Raw genomic sequence first — 17737 nt, 5'->3', positions numbered from 1 at the left:
GAGCGGCTTGCGCCAGAATTGGCGCTTGAACCTTCACGACGCCTCATCACTCCTCTCTGCGTGCCTCGCGGTCTCATTGCCCACCTTTGGCTGGGTGGCCGCCGGCGCGCTACTCAATCGTATAGGTTGGTTTCCCCAGCCGCTGAATGGCTGGATCTCCTGGTGGTCCTTTAATCTCGGCTTGCCGCTGATGCTGTTTGCCGGAGCCGCCGGCGTTGATTTTCGCCACTTGAGTGGCACTGCCTATATGGCTGCGGGGCTGCTCAGCACTGCACTGGTAGTTGCTGCAGCCTGGCTATACAGCGCCTGGCGCGACCACCCCTTTGCGGAGCGGGGCATCTTTGTACAAGGGGCGTATCGCAGCAATCTGGCGATTGTCGGTGTCGCACTCTGTGTCTCCGCCTACGGGGATCAGGGCGCGCGTCTGGCAGCATTGGCCATTGCAGTGATGACCACCTTCTACAATATTCTCGCAGTGATTGTTCTTAATCTCACACTCGGCGGTAATGCCTCGGTCTGGGGTGCGGTGACGGACATTGCCCGTAACCCACTAATCATCGGCATCGCCGCCGGGGTCGCGTTGTCGCTGTCGCCGTTCCCAGTCCCTGCGTTCGTGCACGCCAGTGCCTCCTCGTTGTCTGCCTTCTTCCTCCCCGTGGTGTTGCTTTGCATCGGCGCAGCCATGCGCCTGGACGAGCTTCGCGGCTCGGGGGCCCTGGCCTGGGAGGCCTGCGCCTGGCGGCTGTTGGTGGCGCCATTGCTCACGGTAGTTTTGGCGCTTGCCCTGGGTGTGAGGGGCGAAGCGCTGGGGGTGTTATTCCTGCTGGTCGCCACACCCGCTGCGGCGTCGGGTTACATCATGGTGGCGGCGGCGCGGGGCAACGCCGCGTTGGCAGCGAATATCGTGGTGCTCACCACGGTATTGTCGGTGGTGACTTTGACCCTGGGCCTGTTCGCTCTCGCCATGTTCGATCTGGTGGGGGAATTCCGGTCCTAAAAAACTGGAGAAAACTGTAGTTCTCTGCTGACGGCTAAGGCTTGCTGTGGCTATATTTTCGGCTGTCAGTTACCAGGAGGAAGCAATGCCCGAAGCCATTGATTATGCCGAGCGCCGAGAACATCAACGAGTACCTGTTGTACAGGCACTTTTCCTCGAGGTCGAAGCGGGCGGGGGACGTCGTCAGACTGAAAGCGCCGTCATCCGCTGTGAGACCGTCGATGTCTCGGTAGCGGGGTTGCGCCTATTGGTATCACAGGAAATAGCGGCGGGCAGTGTGCTGCATATTGCCGTCCCCATGGGGGACTGGAAGGACAATCTAGAACTTGCAGGTGAGACGAAGTGGTGCCAGGAGGCTCGCGGTAAACCGGGCTACTGGGTGGGGATAGAGCTCAATGACACCACACGCGAAAACATGGAGAAGTGGTGCGTGGTGGTACAACAGTTGGGCGCCAAATAAATGAGAGGAGCGACCATTGGTCGCTCCTTTATGGCGTTATCGACCCAGAATAGAGCGCGCCACGAGTTCGCGCATGATTTCCGAGGTGCCACCGTAAATGCGCTGAATACGCGCATCGGTGTAGTAGCGCGAAATCGGATACTCAGCGGTGTAGCCGTAGCCACCGAACAATTGCAGACACTGGTCAATCGTGCTGCATTGCATCTCGGTGTTTGCATATTTCAGCATCGCGGCATCGTCCGCAGTCAACTCACCGCGGGCATAGTCGTCTGCACATTTTTCGTACAGCGCCCGGTTCAGGGCAATCTCGGTTTTGACTTCAGCCAGGGTGAAGCGCGTGTTCTGGAATGAGGCTACTGTCTGGCCGAAAGCCTTGCGTTCCAGCACGTAGTCCACGGTGATGTCCATGGCGCCCTCGGCGGCCGCCACTGCCTGTGCGGCAATACCCAGGCGCTCGCGAGGCAGTTCCGTCATCATAATGACGAACCCCTTGTTCTCTTCGCCAAGCAGGGCAGAGGCGGGCAGGCGTACATCCTGGAAGAACAGCTCTGCCGTGTCGGAGGCGTGCTGACCGATCTTCTCGATCTTGTTGCCTTTCTCAAAGCCGGGCAGGCTGGCGTCCACCAGAAACAGCGATGTGCCCTTGGCGCCTTTGCCCGGGTCGGTAATCGCCGCCACAATCACCAGATCGGCGTGAATGCCGTTGGTAATAAAGATTTTCGAGCCGTTCAGAACCCATTCTTCGCCATCGCGAACCGCCGTGGTGCGAATACCCTGCACGTCGGAACCCGCGCCGGGTTCGGTCATGGCAAGTGCGCCAACCGCTTCACCGGTAATCATTTTCGGCAGCCACTGCTGCTTTTGTTCTTCGGTTCCGAAGTGATTGATATAGGGCGCCACAATATTGCTGTGGATTCCGTAGCCGCTGGCCAGGCCACCGAAGCCCATGCGTGACATTTCCTCAATCATGGCCAGGCAGACCCGTGGCGAGGNGCCGGCACCGCCGTAGGCTTCAGGCATATCGGGGCACAACAGGCCCGCGGCGCCAAGGGTGTTCCAGAGTTCACGCGGTACGAGGTGTTGCTCTTCCCAGCTTTCGTAGTGGGGTTCAATCTCCTGTTCATAGGCGCGTCGCGCCATGTCGCGGAACAGGGTCAATTCTTCATTATCCATGGGGATCTCCGGATGTTTGATCTGTCTTGAGCTGGTTAAAAACCGCGCGAATTGTACACCCCTCTGGGGTGATACCCAAGGACGGGGGCACTGCTAGACTTGGGCTCTTTTTCAACATCAGAATGAGATACAAAGATGCGCGACTACCGTCAGTTTTACATCGATGGCCAGTGGGTTGATCCAGCGATACCCAATGATCTGGATGTGATTANCCCCGCCAATGAAGCCCCGTGCGCCGTCATCTCCATCGGCGGGCAGAGCGATGTCGATCGCGCCGTCGCCGCTGCCAGGGAGGCGTTTGAGAGCTACAGCCGTACAACGCGCCAGGAGCGGATTGAATTGCTGGAGGCCTGTGTGGCCGTGTACCGCGAACGCTATGATGATATCGCGGTGGCAATTCGCGAGGAGATGGGTTCCCCCCATACCTTTGCAGTGGAAGAACAGGCGGACTGTGGACTGGGGCATCTGGTGGAAGCGTTGCGCGTGCTGCGCGAGTTTGAGTTCGAGCAGGAGATGGGTAATACCCGGATTTTTCAGGAGCCTATCGGTGTTTGTGGCCTCATTACGCCCTGGAACTGGCCCGTAAACCAGATTGGTTGCAAGGTCGCTCCGGCCCTGGCCGTCGGCTGCACCATGGTGCTCAAGCCCAGTGAAGTGGCTCCCTTGTCGGCGTGGCTGTGGAGTGAAGTGATGCACGAAGCCGGTGTTCCGGCAGGTGTATACAACATGGTGAACGGCGATGGTCCTGGCGTTGGTACAGCGCTTTCCGTCCATCCGGATGTGGACATGATGTCATTTACAGGGTCGACGCGCGCTGGGGTCGCGGTCGCCCAGAACGCTGCGCCAACCGTAAAACGTGTCGCCCAGGAACTGGGAGGGAAGAGCCCCAATATTGTGCTTGATGACGCGGATCTAGAAGCGGCTGTGACCAGTGGCGCGCTGCACATGTTTGCCAACACCGGGCAGTCCTGTAACGCCCCGTCGCGTATGTTCGTGCCGGCTGCGAAGCTTGCTGAAGCCGAACAGATTGCGGCCAGGGCAGCGGCCTCAGTGGTTGTCGGTGACCCTGCAGACCCTGCCACCACAATGGGCCCGGTTGTTTCCAAGCTGCAGTTCGACAAAATCCAGGGGCTGATTCAGCAGGGAGTTGATGAAGGTGCTCGTCTGGTCGCCGGGGGCACGGGTCTGCCAGAGGGCTTAGAGAAAGGTTATTACGTACGTCCCACGGTGTTCTCCGGGGCGACCAACGAGATGGTTGTCGCGCGCGAAGAAATTTTCGGCCCGGTCCTCACCATGATTCCCTACGACAGTGAGGAAGAGGCCATCGCGATGGCTAACGATACCGTGTACGGCCTCGCCGGCTACGTCCAGAGCGAGGACCTGGAGCATGCGCGTCGAGTGGCTTCACGGATCCGCGCCGGCAATGTGAAAATCAATGGCCAGTGGGGCGGCTATGCCGTACCCTTTGGCGGGTACAAACAGTCCGGCAACGGGCGGGAATGGGGCGAACATGGGTTTGCCGATTTTCTGGAAATCAAGGCCGTAGAGGGCTACGGCGACTAAGCGAATCTCGGAGATGACATATGGCCGACTTTATTCTGGCGATCGACCAGGGCACCACGGGCAGCACGGTGGCTTTGATGGATTCGGCAGGCAAAGTCAGGGCCAGTGTTAATAACGAGTTCCCGCAGGTCTATCCCAAGCCTGGTTGGGTAGAGCACCGGCCCGACGAAATCTGGGGCTCGGTACTCAAGGGCATTCGCGCGGTGTTGCGCAAGAAAGTGTGCAAGGCCGCAGATATTGCCGCGATCGGCATTACCAATCAGCGCGAGACGAGCCTGCTGTGGGATCGCCAGAGCGGAGACCCACTGAACAACGCTATCGTCTGGCAGTGTCGACGCACCACTGATTTCTGTGAAAAGCTGAAATCTGCTGGCCATGAACGCGATGTACGGCGACGCACGGGGCTGGTGCTCGATCCTTACTTTTCGGCCAGCAAATTTCGCTGGCTGCTCAACAATACATCCGGTATTTCACGCCTGCGCAGAGCAGGGCGGGTGGCAGCTGGTACGGTCGACAGTTACCTGATCTGGCAGCTCAGTGGCGGCAAGAGCCATGTCACCGACGTGTCCAACGCGTCGCGTACCTCTCTCATGAATCTCAAGACCTGCGCCTGGGATCGCAAAATGCTCGATTTGTTTGAGGTGCCGGTCGATATATTGCCTCGCATCGCGCCTTCCAGTGCTGAACTGGGCCGAACCCAGGGTGTGCCAGGATTACCCGATGATATCCCGATTACCGGTGTGGCTGGCGACCAGCAGGCGGCGCTGTTTGGCCAGGCGTGCTTCGCCCCAGGCGACGCCAAGTGTACGTTCGGCACGGGCTCGTTCATTTTGATGAATACCGGTTCAGAGCCTTTGCAGTCTGATGCAGGCCTGTTGACCACGGTGGCCTGGCAGCTGGGGGAGCAAGGTAAGCCGGTGTTTGCCCTGGAGGGCGGCGCGTTCATTTGTGGCGCCGCTGTGCAGTGGTTGCGCGATGGCTTAAAGATCATAAAAAACGCTCCTGCAGTAGAAGCGCTGGCCCGTGAAGTGCCGGATCACGGCGGCGTTGAGTTCGTCCCTGCGTTGACCGGGCTCGGTGCTCCGCACTGGGCCCCCGAGGCTCGCGGCACGTTGACGGGACTGACCCGCGGTACCCAGTGGGGCCATATTGCCCGGGCTACCCTGGACGCGATGGCCCTGCAGAACGCAGATATTTTGCGGGCTATGGAGTCCGATCTTGGCAAGCGCATGAAGCCCCTGCGGGTTGACGGCGGCGCTGCTGCCAATAACCTGCTGATGCAAACCCAGGCCGATGTGCTGGGGCGCAAATTGATTCGCCCCCAGGTCATTGAAACGACGGTCGCCGGCGCCTGCTATCTGGCCGGGCTGGGAGTTGGCATGTGGCAAAGCCCGAAAGATATTCGCGATATCTGGCAGGTGGAGAGCGAATTTTCCGTGGCCATGAGTACCGGTGCCCGTCGCAAGCGTCAGGTATCCTGGAACAAGGCGCTGGAGCGCACCCTGCTCTAGTTATGGCTGACGTCATTCCGTTTCGCAAACCTACCCTCAAAGAAAAGCACAAGGGCAAGACGCTGTGTCGACACGGCCACCACAAATGGGAGGTCGACGTAGCGAAGCAATTCGACGTGAAGCAGGGCAGGCTGGTCACCCGCTATGTCTGTACGCGTTGTGGTAAACATAAAGTAAAAGCACATTAATTCATGACGACTTCTACCAGGCAGCGGGTAAATCTTGCTGCACCGGGGCTGCCCAGGCCACTGACAATTTATATCCACGATGAACACGACCAGCACGTATCGAGGCAATTGCGAGATACTGCCGTCTGGGAACCTTACGAGTCCAGCCTGGTATTACAGTGCCTGCGGCCCGGGCAGGTGTTTGTGGATGTGGGCGCGAACATTGGCTATTTCTCGCTGCTGGCAGCGGCCGTGGTCGGCGCCGAGGGGCATGTGTATGCGTTTGAGCCAGATCCGGACAACTTTGCCCTGTTGCAGGCGAGCATCGTCGACAATGGTCTCACCTGCATCGAATCCGTGCAGGCCGGACTCGCGGCGCAGCCCGGCCAGGCGCGCCTGTTTCTCAGCGAGAACAATCTTGGCGATCACCAGATATTTGATGCCGGGGGTTCGCGCCAGAGTGTGGCGATCGAGCTCCTCAACGGCAGTGACTATCTGGCGCCACGCATCGGGAATATCGACCTGTTGAAAATTGATACCCAGGGTTCCGAGCACGGTGTTGTTCTGGGTCTATTACCGCTGTTACAAGCTCAGTCAGTGCCCGCCAGGATCATTGTAGAGCTCACGCCGCGTTCCCTGCGCCAATGTGGTAGCAGTGGTCGTGAACTGATTGAGAGCCTGGCCACACTGGAAGCGCCGTTCTGGATCATTGATCACATTGAGCATCGGTTGGTTGGCAGCAGTGCCCAGGAGCTGGCGCAGTGGTGTGACAATGTAGACGCCGTGCCTGAAGATGAAGGCTTCATGAATATCCTGGTAGGGCCGGGCCTGGCGGGCTGAAGAAAATCACTGCCGCTACTGCTATGATGTGGCGGCTAAAATAATCGCGGTATGCTGATGAACGAACACCTCAAGTTTCTTGCGAGCAGGAATTCTGCTCCTAAGCTAACCTCGCCTGGGCCTGATGCCGATGAGCTGGCACAGATGATGTCCGCGGCATTACGCGCCCCAGATCACGCCAGACTGCGACCATGGCGCTTTCTCACAGTCTCCGGTGAACGCCGTGAAGCCCTGGGTGAGCTGCTGCTGCAGGCGCTGCTGGCCCGCAACCCGGATGCGGATGAAAGCGCCCAGACCAAGGCGCGCAATGCACCGTTGCGAGCGCCTGTCGTGGTGGTCGTGATTTGCAAACTCTCCGAGCACCCCAAGGTGCCGCATATCGAGCAGCGCCAATCCGCTGCCTGCGCAGCGCACGGTTTGCTCCTCGGTGCAGAGTCGCTGGGCTATTCCGGCATCTGGCGCACCGGTGATGTCGCGTTTGATCGCCCGTTTATGACCAGCCTGGGGCTGGCTGCCGATGAAGAGATAACGGGCTTTGTCTATCTCGGTACTCGCGACGGCAAGCCCAAGCCGCTTCCTGAGATGAATCCTGAGGAGTTCAACCAGTACTGGTGAACTAATCCCGGAGTTATATATGCGTTTACTGGCCAGGTTGAATCGGCCCTGGGTACATTTTTTATTGCTGGGCACTTTGCTGTTCTGGCTGCAGGGGCGGTTGTTCCCCGCGCCATTGCCGACTATCGGCCCTCTGCCTGAGGCCAGGATTGCAGCGCTCAAAGAGCAGTGGTTTACGGCGGTTGGCCGACCACCTTCAGACGAGCAGATGGCGAAACTCATCGACGCCGAGCTCGATCGGGATATGCTCTACCAGCGCGCTCTTGAACTCGAGCTGCATCTCTACGATCCCGTGGTATACCAGCGCTTACTGCGCAATATGTTTTTCCTTGGGTTGGGAGAGGGGATGACTGAGCAGGAGCGCTACGAGCAGGCATTGGAAATGCGCCTTCATCTGGGCGATGAAGTGGTCAAGCGCCGGATGATTCAGGTGGTCGAACAGCTGTTGTTGGCCGCCAACCCGCCAGCCGCTCCCAGCGAGGCTGAACTGGCAGTGGAGTTCAACGAACGGCAGGAAGAGTTGCGTCGTCCCCCTCGCTATACCGTTGAACACATTTACTTCAATCGCGATCGCGAAGCTGATGTTGCGTCGGTGATTGACCAGATTAATTCCACTGGGCTCACGCCCACTGAGGCCAGGGAGTTGAGTTCACCGTTTTTGCCTGGCTATCGCTTTGTGCGCCAGACGCCGGATCAGTTGGCGCGCCACTTTGGCAGTGCCTTTGTGTTAAATCTGCTGGAAGCACAGCCCGAGGCGAATGCCTGGGTGGGGCCGGTGCGTTCCACTTACGGCCAGCACTATGTATACGTGAGTGAGATTGTGCCGGCTCGCGCCGCTACGCTCGATGAAGTACGTCCGCTTTTGGAGCGTGACCTCAAGTCGCGTGCCCGCGCCACAGCGCTGGAAGACAGCATTGCCAGGATGCGCCAGGACTACGAGGTGTTGCGATGAGACGTTTGCTGGTCAGCATAGTGTTGCTGAGTGTCGGGTTGGGATTGACCAACGCAGCCAGTGCGCATCGCTTTGCTCCGTCGCTCCTGAAAATTAACCAGATTGACGCCAGCCAGTATCACCTGGTGTGGAAGACGCCGGTGCAGGCCACAAGCAATGTGCCATTGTTACCGACGTGGCCAGAGAGCTGTGCGGTCACCCAGAGCAGCCCGCCTCATGTCGAGGGAACAGGCAAGGTCACCAGCCTCCAGATCACCTGTGCTGATCTCGGCGAAGACGGATTGGTAGGCGATGCTATCGGGGTTTCGGGGCTGGGGGCCAATCAGGCTTCAGCGATGGTGATGCTGCGCATGGCAGATGGGCGGCAGTATCAGGAAGTGCTCAACGCTGAACAGGCGGAGTTTATCGTGCCTGCCGAGCCCAGTGCGGGTGAGGTGGTCACGGATTACAGTGTGCTCGGCATTGAACACATCTGGGGAGGCATCGACCACCTGCTGTTTGTGTTTGGACTGCTATTGCTGGTGGGTGGCGGGGCGCGCCTGTTGTGGACGATTACGGCTTTCACGGTTGGTCACAGCATTACGCTGTCACTGGTGACATTGGGTTTCTTCGATTACCCGGTGGCACTGGTGGAGTTCACCATTGCCCTGAGCATTTTTGTGCTGGCGGTAGAGCTCACCCGCAAGGGCAGTAACGATTTGCTCTGGCGTCACCCCTGGTGGTTAGCCGGTGGCTTTGGACTCCTTCATGGAATGGGGTTTGCCGGCGCGCTGGCCGAAACAGGGCTGCCACAGGACAACGTGCCGCTGGCGCTGCTGTTTTTTAATGTGGGTATTGAGTTGGGCCAGATCGCCTTCATTCTGGTGGTATTGCTACTCTGGTGGCTGCTGCGCAGGCCGTTGGCACCCTGGCAGGAACGTCTGCGTTGGGTGCCGGTGTACGTGCTTGGCAGCCTGTCGGCGATGTGGTGTATTGAGCGGGGCCTGGAAGCCCTGGCCTGAAGCCTGTCAGGGATTTCCCGGCCAGGCTTTCATCTCGATCAGTGGGTGGAAGGCCAGTTGAATGCCTTCGTTGAGATGCGTCTCGTTTTCCAGCATGTTGCGGCGACGGGTAAAGCGGCCGCTTGAGGAGCGAGTGTCGATAGCTTCGGTGGCATCCAGCCCGCCGCGACCGAAGTACACGCGTTGCAGTTGGGTGTCGAAGATCGCGATCTGAAGCGAAGCCACCGCCGCCAGCTGGTTCCAGTCGAAGCCTACTGAAACGCCGTCACCGGGTCCCTGCAGGGCGGGTTTGCGGCTGACACCGTCCCAGCGGGCCAGGTGTTTCATGCCGATGTTAAAGGCGACCTCCAGCTCCATCAGGTCGGTAAATACAAAAGCGTCCAGTTTGAACTCTTTCTGCATATCGTCACGGATACTTTCCATGATCTGGGCAAAGGTACGCATGTTGACCTTGCCTGTGGTCGGATCAATCGGATTACCAAAGGCGCGCACACCGGTACTCCAGCGCTGCTGGAATTCCCTTTGAGGAATAACCTTGTAACCGTTTTCCTTGAGGTAGCCGGCAATCATGCCGTCAATCCGAGGTGCTTCCTTCTCCAGATAATTGCGTGAAGGGGCGCCGAGATTTACGTGGGGAATGACCACAGTTTTTATCGGGTTGGCGGTGATTTTGGCCTGATCGATTTCAGCACTGAACGTGGTGGGATTGTAGGTGGGGGTGCTGGCGCAGGCAGCGAGTACACACAGAGACAGCAGAGCACCTAGGCGGGCCAGAACAATACGCATAGTGACATCCAATTGGTTATAGTGGGCCGCATGGTAGCAAAAACTCCAAACCAACACATTCATTTCAACGAGCGCGGCGATGGTCGGCCGGTGATCGTGCTGCACGGTTTATTCGGCAATAGCAATAATCTGGGCGCGCTATCGAGGTCGCTGGCCGAGCACTATCGCGTATACAGCCTGGATCTGCCCAACCATGGCCGCTCTGCCTGGACCAAGGACACCAGCCTGCGGGCCCAGGCTGACAGCCTGCTCGAATGGATGGCGAATAAGGGGCTGAATCAGGTAGCCATAGCGGGGCACTCACTCGGTGGCAAGGTCGCGATGGAGGTGGCCTTACAGGCGCCTGAGCTGGTCCACGCGCTGGTCGTCGCTGACATTGCACCGGTGGCCTATCCGCCCCACCACGACGAGGTCTTCGCGGCGCTGGATGCAGTGGCCGCAGGCGGTTGTACTTCGCGGGCACAGGCCCAGTCTGTCATGCAACAGTGTCTGCAGGAAGACGGCGTCATCGATTTTCTGCTGATGAGCCTCAAGCGCAGTGCGTCGGGCTGTTATGACTGGCGTTTCAATGTCGCTGGCCTCAAGCAAGGGTATGGCGCGGTTCGGGCGGCACCAGAGCAAGGGCGCACCTATGCTGGACCGGTGTTGTTTGTGAAAGGGGGGGACTCAGACTACATCTTGCCGGAGCATCGTGAACAGGTAACAGGTTTCTTTCCGTCGGCTGAGCTGAAAACTATGCCCGGCTGTGGTCATTGGCTGCACGCCCAGCAGCCGGCGCTGTTTAACAGCATTGTCGGCCGGTTCCTGATCCGCCACTATTCAGGGCGCGAGTAGTTCCTGCAGCAGACGAACCTGTTCGCGAATGGCTTCGGGGCTGGCGAGGTCGGTACCCGTGGCCACGAGCGTCGAGGGGGCTACCAGCAGATTATAGGTGAGCGCGCCGGAGATCAGATGTAACAGGTGCAGCGGTGACCCTGCCCGGATCAGCCCCTGACGCTGGAACTCAATCACAAACAGTTCACCGAGACGGTAGTCTTCCTGCATGCAGTGTTCAATGAGCCACTTCTGACGCTCGCCCTGGGCCGCTGCTTCGTGAAACATAAACCACAGCCAGTGGGGTTGCTCGCAGGTAAACTCCACCAGCGCGGTAAAGCCCTCGCGCATCCGGCTCGCCAATTCGCCGCCGGCAGCGTCACCCAGTTGCATGGCCAGGGCGTCATTGCGTTGCTGCCAGATCTGCAGGGCGGCTGCACGCCAGAGTTGCTCTTTGGTGGAAAAATGGTACTGCACCAGCGCTTTTTTAACGCCCGCCTGGGCGGCGATGTCGGCGAGAGAAGCTGCGTCGAAGCCGGCTCCGGCAAAGGCGTTGGCCGCAGCTTCGAGAATCTGGGCACGGGTCTGCTCGCGCTGCCGCTGACGACCGGTAAGGCCTGTTTCGGCCTGACTCATAACCTGAAATCCATGTCATAGAGAAGAAGGGTAGGCTGAAGTTTACACGTCAGGTTCAGTAGCGGCTATACGTTGCGCGCTGTCCTCGGTATGCTTGGCATTGTCTTTTTCATTGTGTTCCACGTTCGATGTATTTATCCCTTGGTGAAATCCTGACGTTGTTTATCGTCGGCGCCATTTGTCTCTATCTGTTCTCGTCCACCCGGATTCGAGAGATAGCGCTGGGCCATGTCGCCCGGGCCAGTACCCGTGATGATTTTCAGTTGCTCGACCAGTCAGTGCATATCCAGAGGGTATCCCTGAGTCGCGACGACGACGGTCGCTGGCGCGTGTGGCGCCAGTATCGTTTCGATTACACCTATGATGGTGTGGAGCGGCGCCAAGGCCATGTGATTATGCTGGGCAAGTCGCTGCAATCGGTGGTGGTCACCGAGCAGCCTCGAGTACTCCACTAGGCCTTCATGCCAGCGCCCTGAAGAGCACGGTCAGTGCCAGGGCAATCAAAATAACCCCGAACACCCGGTCGATATTCCGGCTGTTTTGCTGAAGCCGGTCGAAGAACAGTGGATGAGAAACCAGCAGTGCCATCAGACAGTACCAGGCGCCATCCACAGCGCCCACGGTGAATGCCATGATACCTTTTTCCAGTATCGGAGCCTCCGGGCGCAGAAACTGGGCAAACAGGGCCACCATGAAAATCGCTAGCTTGGGGTTGAGAAAGGCCACCAGAAAGCCGCTCAGCGCTGCGCCACGCGCATCCTGATCCTGTTGCTCGGTCAGTGGGCCTGCACCTTCGCTGCGCAGCGATTTCACGCCGAGGAAAATCAGGTACAGTCCGCCGGCAATCTGGAACAGCAGAAAGACTGTGGGCGAGCTGGCAATCAGTACGGCAAGGCCCGTCACAGTGAGTACGCCGTAAAGGCCGGTGGCAATGCCGTGACTTAGTGCAGCGATGATGCCGGCGTTGCGGCCGCCGCGCAGGGCCGCATTGATAACAACGGCCAAACTGGGGCCGGGCGACATGGCGCCCAGCAGACAGATACTGGCCAGGGACAGCCACTGGCCTAAGTCCATGGGAATTACTTCTTGATCTGGGAATCCAGCATCTTATCAAGCTTTTGGCCATAAGGGGGCAGGGTGCCGGCCAGTTTGGCCATATTCACCCAGCCTTCCCGATAGACACCGCGGGCGTGACTAAAGGTGCGGAATCCATCGAAGCCCCGGTAGTTGCCCGTACCGGAGTGGCCAATGCCGCCGAAGGGAAGATCGTCGCAGGCCACGTGCATGGCAATCTGGTTGATGGAGACACCGCCGGAGATGGTTTCGTTCAGTACTCGCGCCTGTTCCGTCTCGTCTTCGCCGAAGTAGTAGAGGGCCAGAGGCCGCTCTCGGTCGTTGATGAACTCGAGCACCGGGTCGAGATCATCGTAGGTCTTGATGTTGAGCACTGCGCCAAAAATTTCATCCTGCATACAGGCGAGGTCATTGTCCGGGTTCACGATCAGGTGCAGTGCCAGCTTGTGCTCCGCGGGTGCTGACATCTCCTCGCCGGGCGGGCACAGGGGAACGATTCTCATACCGCGCTCGGCGGCTTCATCAATATAGCCTTTGACACGTTCGTAATGACGTTCATTGATGCAGGCGACAAAGTCAGGGTTGCCCTGGATGCGTGGGAACTGCTCTGCAATCACGTCGCGGCAGCGCTTAATGAATGTCTCCAGTTTTGACTGGGGGACAAAACAATAGTCCGGGCTCACGCACAGCTGGCCGCCGTTCATGGATTTACCGGTAATAATGGTTTCCGCTGCCTTATTGATATCGGCAGACGGGGAAATGATGACGGGAGATTTGCCGCCAAGCTCCAGTGTGACGGGGACCATGTTGTCGGCCGCGGCCTTGCCCACGAGACGGCCGATGGATGTCGCGCCAGTAAAAATAACGTGGTCCAGTTTCAATGCGCTGAACGCGGCGCCAACTTCAGGGCCACCGGTGACGATGGAGATTTCGGTTTCCTCGAAGTACTGGGCAAAGAGCTTGCGCATCAGTTCGGCGGTGTGAGGTGTGAATTCGGAGGGTTTGATCATGGCTCGATTGCCCGCACCCAGGACATCCGCCAGTGGACTGAAGATCATGTTCACGGGAACATTCCATGGCGTCATGATGCCCACCACACCCTTGGGCTGGTATTTGACATAGGCTTTGGCGCCCAGGAAGTTCATTGGCATGAACGGACTGCGCTTTTCGGGCTTCATCCATTTCTTCAGGTTTTTCTTCACGAACTTGAGGCTGCCAATGGAATTCATGATATCCATCATCTGGGTGACATAGGGTGAGCGACCCTGGAAATCCTTGTCAACGGCATCGCAGATGGCCTGCTTGTTATCCACCAGCAAGGCGATACAGCGGTCGAGGCGGTCGATGCGCGTCGCCAGTTCAACGTGGCCTTCGGCACGGAAGGCCTGGCGCTGATTGTCGAGGATGAGTTGCAGTTCGGCGGCAACGCCCTGGTCGTTATAGGGTGCGTTCACAGTGAATCTCCTTGGTGATTAGTTGGCAACTGCTTTGAGTGGCGCGGGCGCGCGGTTGCCCGCCTCCTCGGCGTCGGTCATTCCTTCCGGCAGGGTGACTCGCACACCGGCGTCTTGCAGAAGCATGTCGGCGCATTTCTCGGCGATCATCACCGCCGGCGCATGGGTATTGCCGGATACGATATTGGGCATGATGGACGCATCGGCCACACGCAGGCCTTGAATACCGCGCACACGCAGGCGCTCATCAACGACAGCATCATCGCCCTGGCCCATTTTGCAGGTGCCCACGGGGTGGTAAACGGATTCTGCTTCGGCCCGCACGTAGGCCAGAATTTCTTCGTCGCTCTCTACCTGTGGGCCCGGACGAAACTCCGTGCCCAGATGGTTGGCCAGTGCCGGGGCTCGAAAGATTTCGCGGACCCGGCGAAATGCATCGATCATGACCTGGCGATCCTTCTCGGTATCCAGATAGTTCGCCCGGATCAACGGGTATTGGCTCGGATCCTTGCTGCGCACGTGAACGCTGCCGCGGCTTTCCGGCCGCAGGTTACACACGGTGGCGGTAGTGCCCGGCGTGGTTTTCAGATTGCCTTTGGCATCCGGTTCGCTGGCAGCGGGCGCGAAGTGGATCTGTGCATTGGGGGTTGGCTCGTCGTCGCTGCTGCGGAAAAACACGCCAATCTGGGCCGCGGGGTGAGCCAGCAAGCCCTTGCCTCGGGTGAAGTATTTGATGGCATTGCCAAGAATGGCCAGCGGCTTGGTCTCCTCGTAGAACGTTTTGAGGCCGTTGATACCCTGCTGGATGTTAACCGTGAGGTGATCCTGCAGGTTCTCGCCCACGCCTGGAAGCGCGTGCCTAACTTCGATGCCAGCCTTCTCCAGATGTTCGGGATTACCAATGCCGGAAAGTTCCAGCAACTGGGGTGAATTGATGACGCCGCCGCAGAGAATAATTTCGCCGCTGGCGCGCGCCTCGACTGTCGCCGCATGCTTCCCCGATGTCTGATAGCGAATGCCGACTGCACGGCCGTCTTCGAGGAGGATTTTTTGTGCCAGTGCGCCGGTGACAATCTGCAGGTTGGGGCGGTGTTCACAGGCTTTGAGGAAGGTGCGTGCGGCGCTCTGGCGTTTGCCAGCGCGGATGTTGGTCTGGTAATCCCCAGCCCCTTCCTGGCTGGCGCCGTTGAAATCTTCATTGAAGGGCAGTCCGGTCTGAACAGCGGCTTCCACAAAAATGTCTGCCAGCTCCAGCTTCTCTTCCAGCGGCGGATTTTCAACCCACAGTGGGCCGCCCTGGCCATGATAGTCATTGGCCCCCTCAGCGCGATGTTCCGAGCGCTTGAAGTAGGGCAGAACTTCTTCGTACGACCAGCCCTCATTACCCTGCGCAGCCCAGTTGTCATAGTCCTCGCGTTGGCCGCGGATATAGACCATGCCGTTGATGCAACTGGTACCCCCCAGGACTTTGCCCCTGGGCCAGGAAATGCGGCGATTGAACATGCCTGCCTCTGGCTCGGTCTCGTAGCACCAGTTGACCTTCGGGTTGTTCATCATGAAGGCAAATCCCAGTGGGATGTGAATGGCCGGGAGGGAGTCTTTGTTTCCCGCTTCGAGTAGCAGCACCTTGCGGCTCGCTTCCCGGGAGAGTCGATAGGCCAACGCGCAGCCTGCGGAGCCTGCGCCCACAATGATGTAGTCGTATTCCTGGCGGTCCGTCATGATGGAACCTCTGTCGTTGTTGGTTAGACAATTGAACAAAAAACGAATATTGTTCAATCGTAGCACAGCTGGAGAATACCGTTAGTGAATGACTTGAGCGGGCAGTTCAACCCATCAGACCAGGGCGACCCGATGGTCGGCCGAATTCTCGATGCCGCCGAGCGTTGCATCGAGCGTTTTGGTATCAGGCGCACGTCGATGGGCGAGGTGGCTCGCGTGGGTAAGCTGTCACGCGGTTCCATTTATCACCACTTCGGTGACAAGGACACGCTGGTGCAAGCGGTGCTGCATCGCCGTCAGCAGATCTTTCTCAATGAAACCGAAGCGGAGTTGGAGCAACAGCAGACGCTGGTGGACAAACTCATGCTGTCTGTCACCCGGGGGCGGGCCGCCGCGGCCGAGGGTCTGATCGCCAGCCTGGCAGAAACCGAACCGGAAACGGTGGCGATGATGTATTTGAGCCCTGGCTTTTACACCCGCAGCGTCTCTTTCTGGCCACCGCATGTGGAATTGGCGCGCCAGCAGGGCGAGATATCGTCGAGTGTGAGTGCTGAGACGGCGACAGACTTTCTGATGCGGTTGGCCGTGTCGCTGGTTATGTTTCCGGAGATGGGCCTAAAGCTGGACACACCTGCACGTCTGCGGGCTTACATCGAGCAGGCGATTTATCGCGGTCTGAGCTGAGTGTTGGGCCGGGTTACGAATCGTGAAGGGTTGTCCACAGTTTCTGTGGATAAGTCGGTGGGTAAAGTGTTCAACCTGCGGTTCAGCGCAGTATTAGCAGCCCTTATTACAGATTGGTTAAAAAGTGTACAAACGGTAAAAGTTTATAAAAAACATGTAGATATGGGCTTTACCTTATGTTGGTTTGTTAAAGTGATGGCTAAATATGTGAAACTTTTACTACCACTATTGTTGTGTGCATAACCTTTGCTGATGTGCTACCGCTCGTAACCAATCCTGCGCTTTTGGAAACATTTGAGGGTGATTCAAATGTTGGAGAGAGGATTAAAATTCGATTCAATCTTTATTTGTAGCTTCTGCGAATTCGTCAACTTTTTTTTGCCGTGTTACCGAAATGTTTCGCTGCCACTCATTGGCCGCGGTACACACAGCCGCTGGTACAGGTTTCGCGAATCTCTACAGTTGACAGCTGCGGGAGTCGCGGGCTGAGTCGGTCCCAAATCCAGCGAGCAATGTTTTCGCTGGTGGGGTTTTCCAGCCCCTCGATATCATTGAGGTAGTAGTGGTCCAGTTGGTCGAGTATCGGTTTGAAGGCGGCCTTCAGGTCGCTGAAGTCCATCACCCAGCCAGATTCATCGCCCACTGGCCCGGCGACTGTCAGCCTCACAATAAACGAGTGGCCGTGTAATCGTGCGCACTTGTGCCCCTCGGGCACGTTGGGCAGTCGGTGTGCGGCTTCGAAGTGGAATTCCTTGTAGATTTCCATGGCATCAGGCTCCAGAGAGTGTCGGTTGGGAGCTCGTATTGCGCAGATTTTGAACGATCGCTGCTTGCGAATTTTACTACTAAAATCAATAGCTTTTCAGGTTTTCAAAAAATTGAAATTTTTTTCGCCGGAACGTTTGACACCCCTCGAAGAATCCCTATAATGCGCATCTCCGGTTCGGGGGTGATTAGCTCAGCTGGGAGAGCATCTGCCTTACAAGCAGAGGGTCGGCGGTTCGATCCCGTCATCACCCACCAATACCGAAAGGCTTTCGAAGCGCCTGACAACGCTTCACCAACAAGAAAGCCGCTACCGTTTTGGACCGGTAGTTCAGTTGGTTAGAATGCCGGCCTGTCACGCCGGAGGTCGCGGGTTCGAGTCCCGTCCGGTCCGCCATATACGAAAAAGGCCACCCATAAGGGTGGCCTTTTTCGTATATGCGGTACCGGAATGCGGCCTCGAACCAACCTTCGAAAAAATGCGACCGCAGGAGCATTTTTCACTGAGGCGCTTAGCGCCGAAG

At 58.0% G+C, this 17737-nt stretch carries 19 protein-coding genes and 2 tRNA genes; 14 read left to right on the top strand and 7 right to left on the bottom strand.

Annotated features, from left to right (window positions below):
* Positions 1-25: 25 nt before the first annotated feature.
* Together A3709_RS07355 and A3709_RS07350 are read left to right on the top strand one after the other, a co-directional pair.
* Positions 26-997, top strand: coding sequence for an AEC family transporter (locus A3709_RS07355; protein WP_066052622.1), 972 nt, complete (start codon positions 26-28; stop codon positions 995-997).
* Positions 998-1082: 85 nt separating this feature from the next.
* Positions 1083-1457 carry a PilZ domain-containing protein gene (locus A3709_RS07350; RefSeq protein WP_066052354.1) on the top strand — a complete coding sequence of 125 codons (375 nt, stop codon included), beginning with the start codon at positions 1083-1085 and terminating at the stop codon, positions 1455-1457.
* A gap of 36 nt (positions 1458-1493) precedes the next feature.
* Here A3709_RS07350 and A3709_RS07345 read toward each other — a convergent pair whose 3' ends face one another.
* Positions 1494-2630, bottom strand: coding sequence for an acyl-CoA dehydrogenase family protein (locus A3709_RS07345; RefSeq protein WP_066052350.1), 1137 nt, complete (start codon positions 2628-2630; stop codon positions 1494-1496).
* Positions 2631-2765: 135 nt separating this feature from the next.
* Between A3709_RS07345 and A3709_RS07340 the strand changes: the two genes are divergently transcribed.
* From A3709_RS07340 to A3709_RS07310, 7 genes are read left to right on the top strand one after another with little or no spacing between them, the layout of a single operon-like run.
* Entirely contained in the window at positions 2766-4193 is a 1428-nt protein-coding gene (locus tag A3709_RS07340; protein ID WP_066052348.1) for an aldehyde dehydrogenase family protein, read from the top strand.
* A 20-nt stretch (positions 4194-4213) separates the two neighbouring features.
* Entirely contained in the window at positions 4214-5704 is a 1491-nt protein-coding gene (glpK, locus tag A3709_RS07335; RefSeq protein WP_066052345.1) for a glycerol kinase GlpK, read from the top strand.
* Between the two features lie 2 nt (positions 5705-5706).
* Positions 5707-5892: a hypothetical protein gene (locus A3709_RS24465; protein ID WP_082849970.1), complete on the top strand. Its 186-nt coding sequence runs from the start codon at positions 5707-5709 to the stop codon at positions 5890-5892.
* A 3-nt stretch (positions 5893-5895) separates the two neighbouring features.
* Positions 5896-6711 (top strand): FkbM family methyltransferase, encoded by an 816-nt coding sequence (locus tag A3709_RS07325; protein ID WP_082849969.1) that lies wholly within the window; start codon positions 5896-5898, stop codon positions 6709-6711.
* Positions 6712-6768: 57 nt separating this feature from the next.
* Positions 6769-7326 carry a nitroreductase gene (locus A3709_RS07320; protein WP_066052619.1) on the top strand — a complete coding sequence of 186 codons (558 nt, stop codon included), beginning with the start codon at positions 6769-6771 and terminating at the stop codon, positions 7324-7326.
* Positions 7327-7345: 19 nt separating this feature from the next.
* Positions 7346-8278, top strand: a complete 933-nt coding sequence (locus tag A3709_RS07315) for a peptidyl-prolyl cis-trans isomerase (protein ID WP_066052336.1) — start codon at positions 7346-7348, stop codon at positions 8276-8278.
* On the top strand, positions 8275-9279 hold the full coding sequence (locus A3709_RS07310; RefSeq protein WP_066052332.1) for a HupE/UreJ family protein: 1005 nt from the start codon (positions 8275-8277) through the stop codon (positions 9277-9279). The genes A3709_RS07315 and A3709_RS07310 overlap by 4 nt, the downstream gene beginning before the upstream one ends.
* A gap of 6 nt (positions 9280-9285) precedes the next feature.
* Here A3709_RS07310 and A3709_RS07305 read toward each other — a convergent pair whose 3' ends face one another.
* Complete coding sequence (locus tag A3709_RS07305; protein WP_066052616.1) at positions 9286-10065, bottom strand: hypothetical protein; 780 nt, start codon at positions 10063-10065, stop codon at positions 9286-9288.
* A gap of 30 nt (positions 10066-10095) precedes the next feature.
* Here A3709_RS07305 and A3709_RS07300 point away from each other — a divergent pair, with 30 nt between their 5' ends.
* Positions 10096-10899, top strand: coding sequence for an alpha/beta fold hydrolase (locus A3709_RS07300; RefSeq protein WP_156507605.1), 804 nt, complete (start codon positions 10096-10098; stop codon positions 10897-10899).
* Here the strand turns inward: A3709_RS07300 and A3709_RS07295 are convergent.
* Positions 10885-11514: a TetR/AcrR family transcriptional regulator gene (locus A3709_RS07295; protein WP_066052329.1), complete on the bottom strand. Its 630-nt coding sequence runs from the start codon at positions 11512-11514 to the stop codon at positions 10885-10887. The genes A3709_RS07300 and A3709_RS07295 overlap by 15 nt on opposite strands.
* Positions 11515-11642: 128 nt before the next feature.
* On the opposite strand from A3709_RS07295, the gene A3709_RS07290 reads away from it, so the two are divergent.
* The gene (locus A3709_RS07290) at positions 11643-11969 is read left to right on the top strand and encodes a DUF3301 domain-containing protein (protein WP_066052327.1); all 327 of its coding nucleotides are present in this window, start codon (positions 11643-11645) and stop codon (positions 11967-11969) included.
* A gap of 4 nt (positions 11970-11973) precedes the next feature.
* Here the strand turns inward: A3709_RS07290 and A3709_RS07285 are convergent, their stop codons facing one another.
* From A3709_RS07285 to A3709_RS07275, 3 genes are read right to left on the bottom strand one after another with little or no spacing between them, the layout of a single operon-like run.
* On the bottom strand, positions 11974-12588 hold the full coding sequence (locus A3709_RS07285) for a LysE family translocator (protein ID WP_066052324.1): 615 nt from the start codon (positions 12586-12588) through the stop codon (positions 11974-11976).
* 5 nt (positions 12589-12593) lie between these two features.
* Entirely contained in the window at positions 12594-14042 is a 1449-nt protein-coding gene (locus A3709_RS07280) for a coniferyl aldehyde dehydrogenase (RefSeq protein WP_066052321.1), read from the bottom strand.
* An 18-nt stretch (positions 14043-14060) separates the two neighbouring features.
* Positions 14061-15764 carry a GMC family oxidoreductase gene (locus A3709_RS07275; RefSeq protein WP_066052318.1) on the bottom strand — a complete coding sequence of 568 codons (1704 nt, stop codon included), beginning with the start codon at positions 15762-15764 and terminating at the stop codon, positions 14061-14063.
* An 84-nt stretch (positions 15765-15848) separates the two neighbouring features.
* Between A3709_RS07275 and A3709_RS07270 the strand changes: the two genes are divergently transcribed.
* Complete coding sequence (locus A3709_RS07270) at positions 15849-16448, top strand: TetR/AcrR family transcriptional regulator (protein WP_066052315.1); 600 nt, start codon at positions 15849-15851, stop codon at positions 16446-16448.
* A 409-nt stretch (positions 16449-16857) separates the two neighbouring features.
* Here A3709_RS07270 and queD read toward each other — a convergent pair whose 3' ends face one another.
* A complete protein-coding gene (queD, locus tag A3709_RS07265; RefSeq protein WP_066052312.1) occupies positions 16858-17214 on the bottom strand; it encodes a 6-carboxytetrahydropterin synthase QueD in 357 nt (118 codons plus the stop codon).
* A gap of 181 nt (positions 17215-17395) precedes the next feature.
* Here queD and A3709_RS07260 point away from each other — a divergent pair.
* Positions 17396-17471: transfer RNA gene (locus A3709_RS07260), tRNA-Val, on the top strand.
* A 62-nt stretch (positions 17472-17533) separates the two neighbouring features.
* A tRNA-Asp gene (locus A3709_RS07255) sits at positions 17534-17610 on the top strand.
* The last annotated feature ends 127 nt before the right edge of the window (positions 17611-17737 follow it).

It is taken from the genome of Halioglobus sp. HI00S01 (assembly GCF_001635445.1).
GTDB lineage: Bacteria > Pseudomonadota > Gammaproteobacteria > Pseudomonadales > Halieaceae > Halioglobus > Halioglobus japonicus.
Note: the sequence above shows the minus strand (reverse complement) of the source record. Positions and strands in the feature narration are given on the sequence as shown.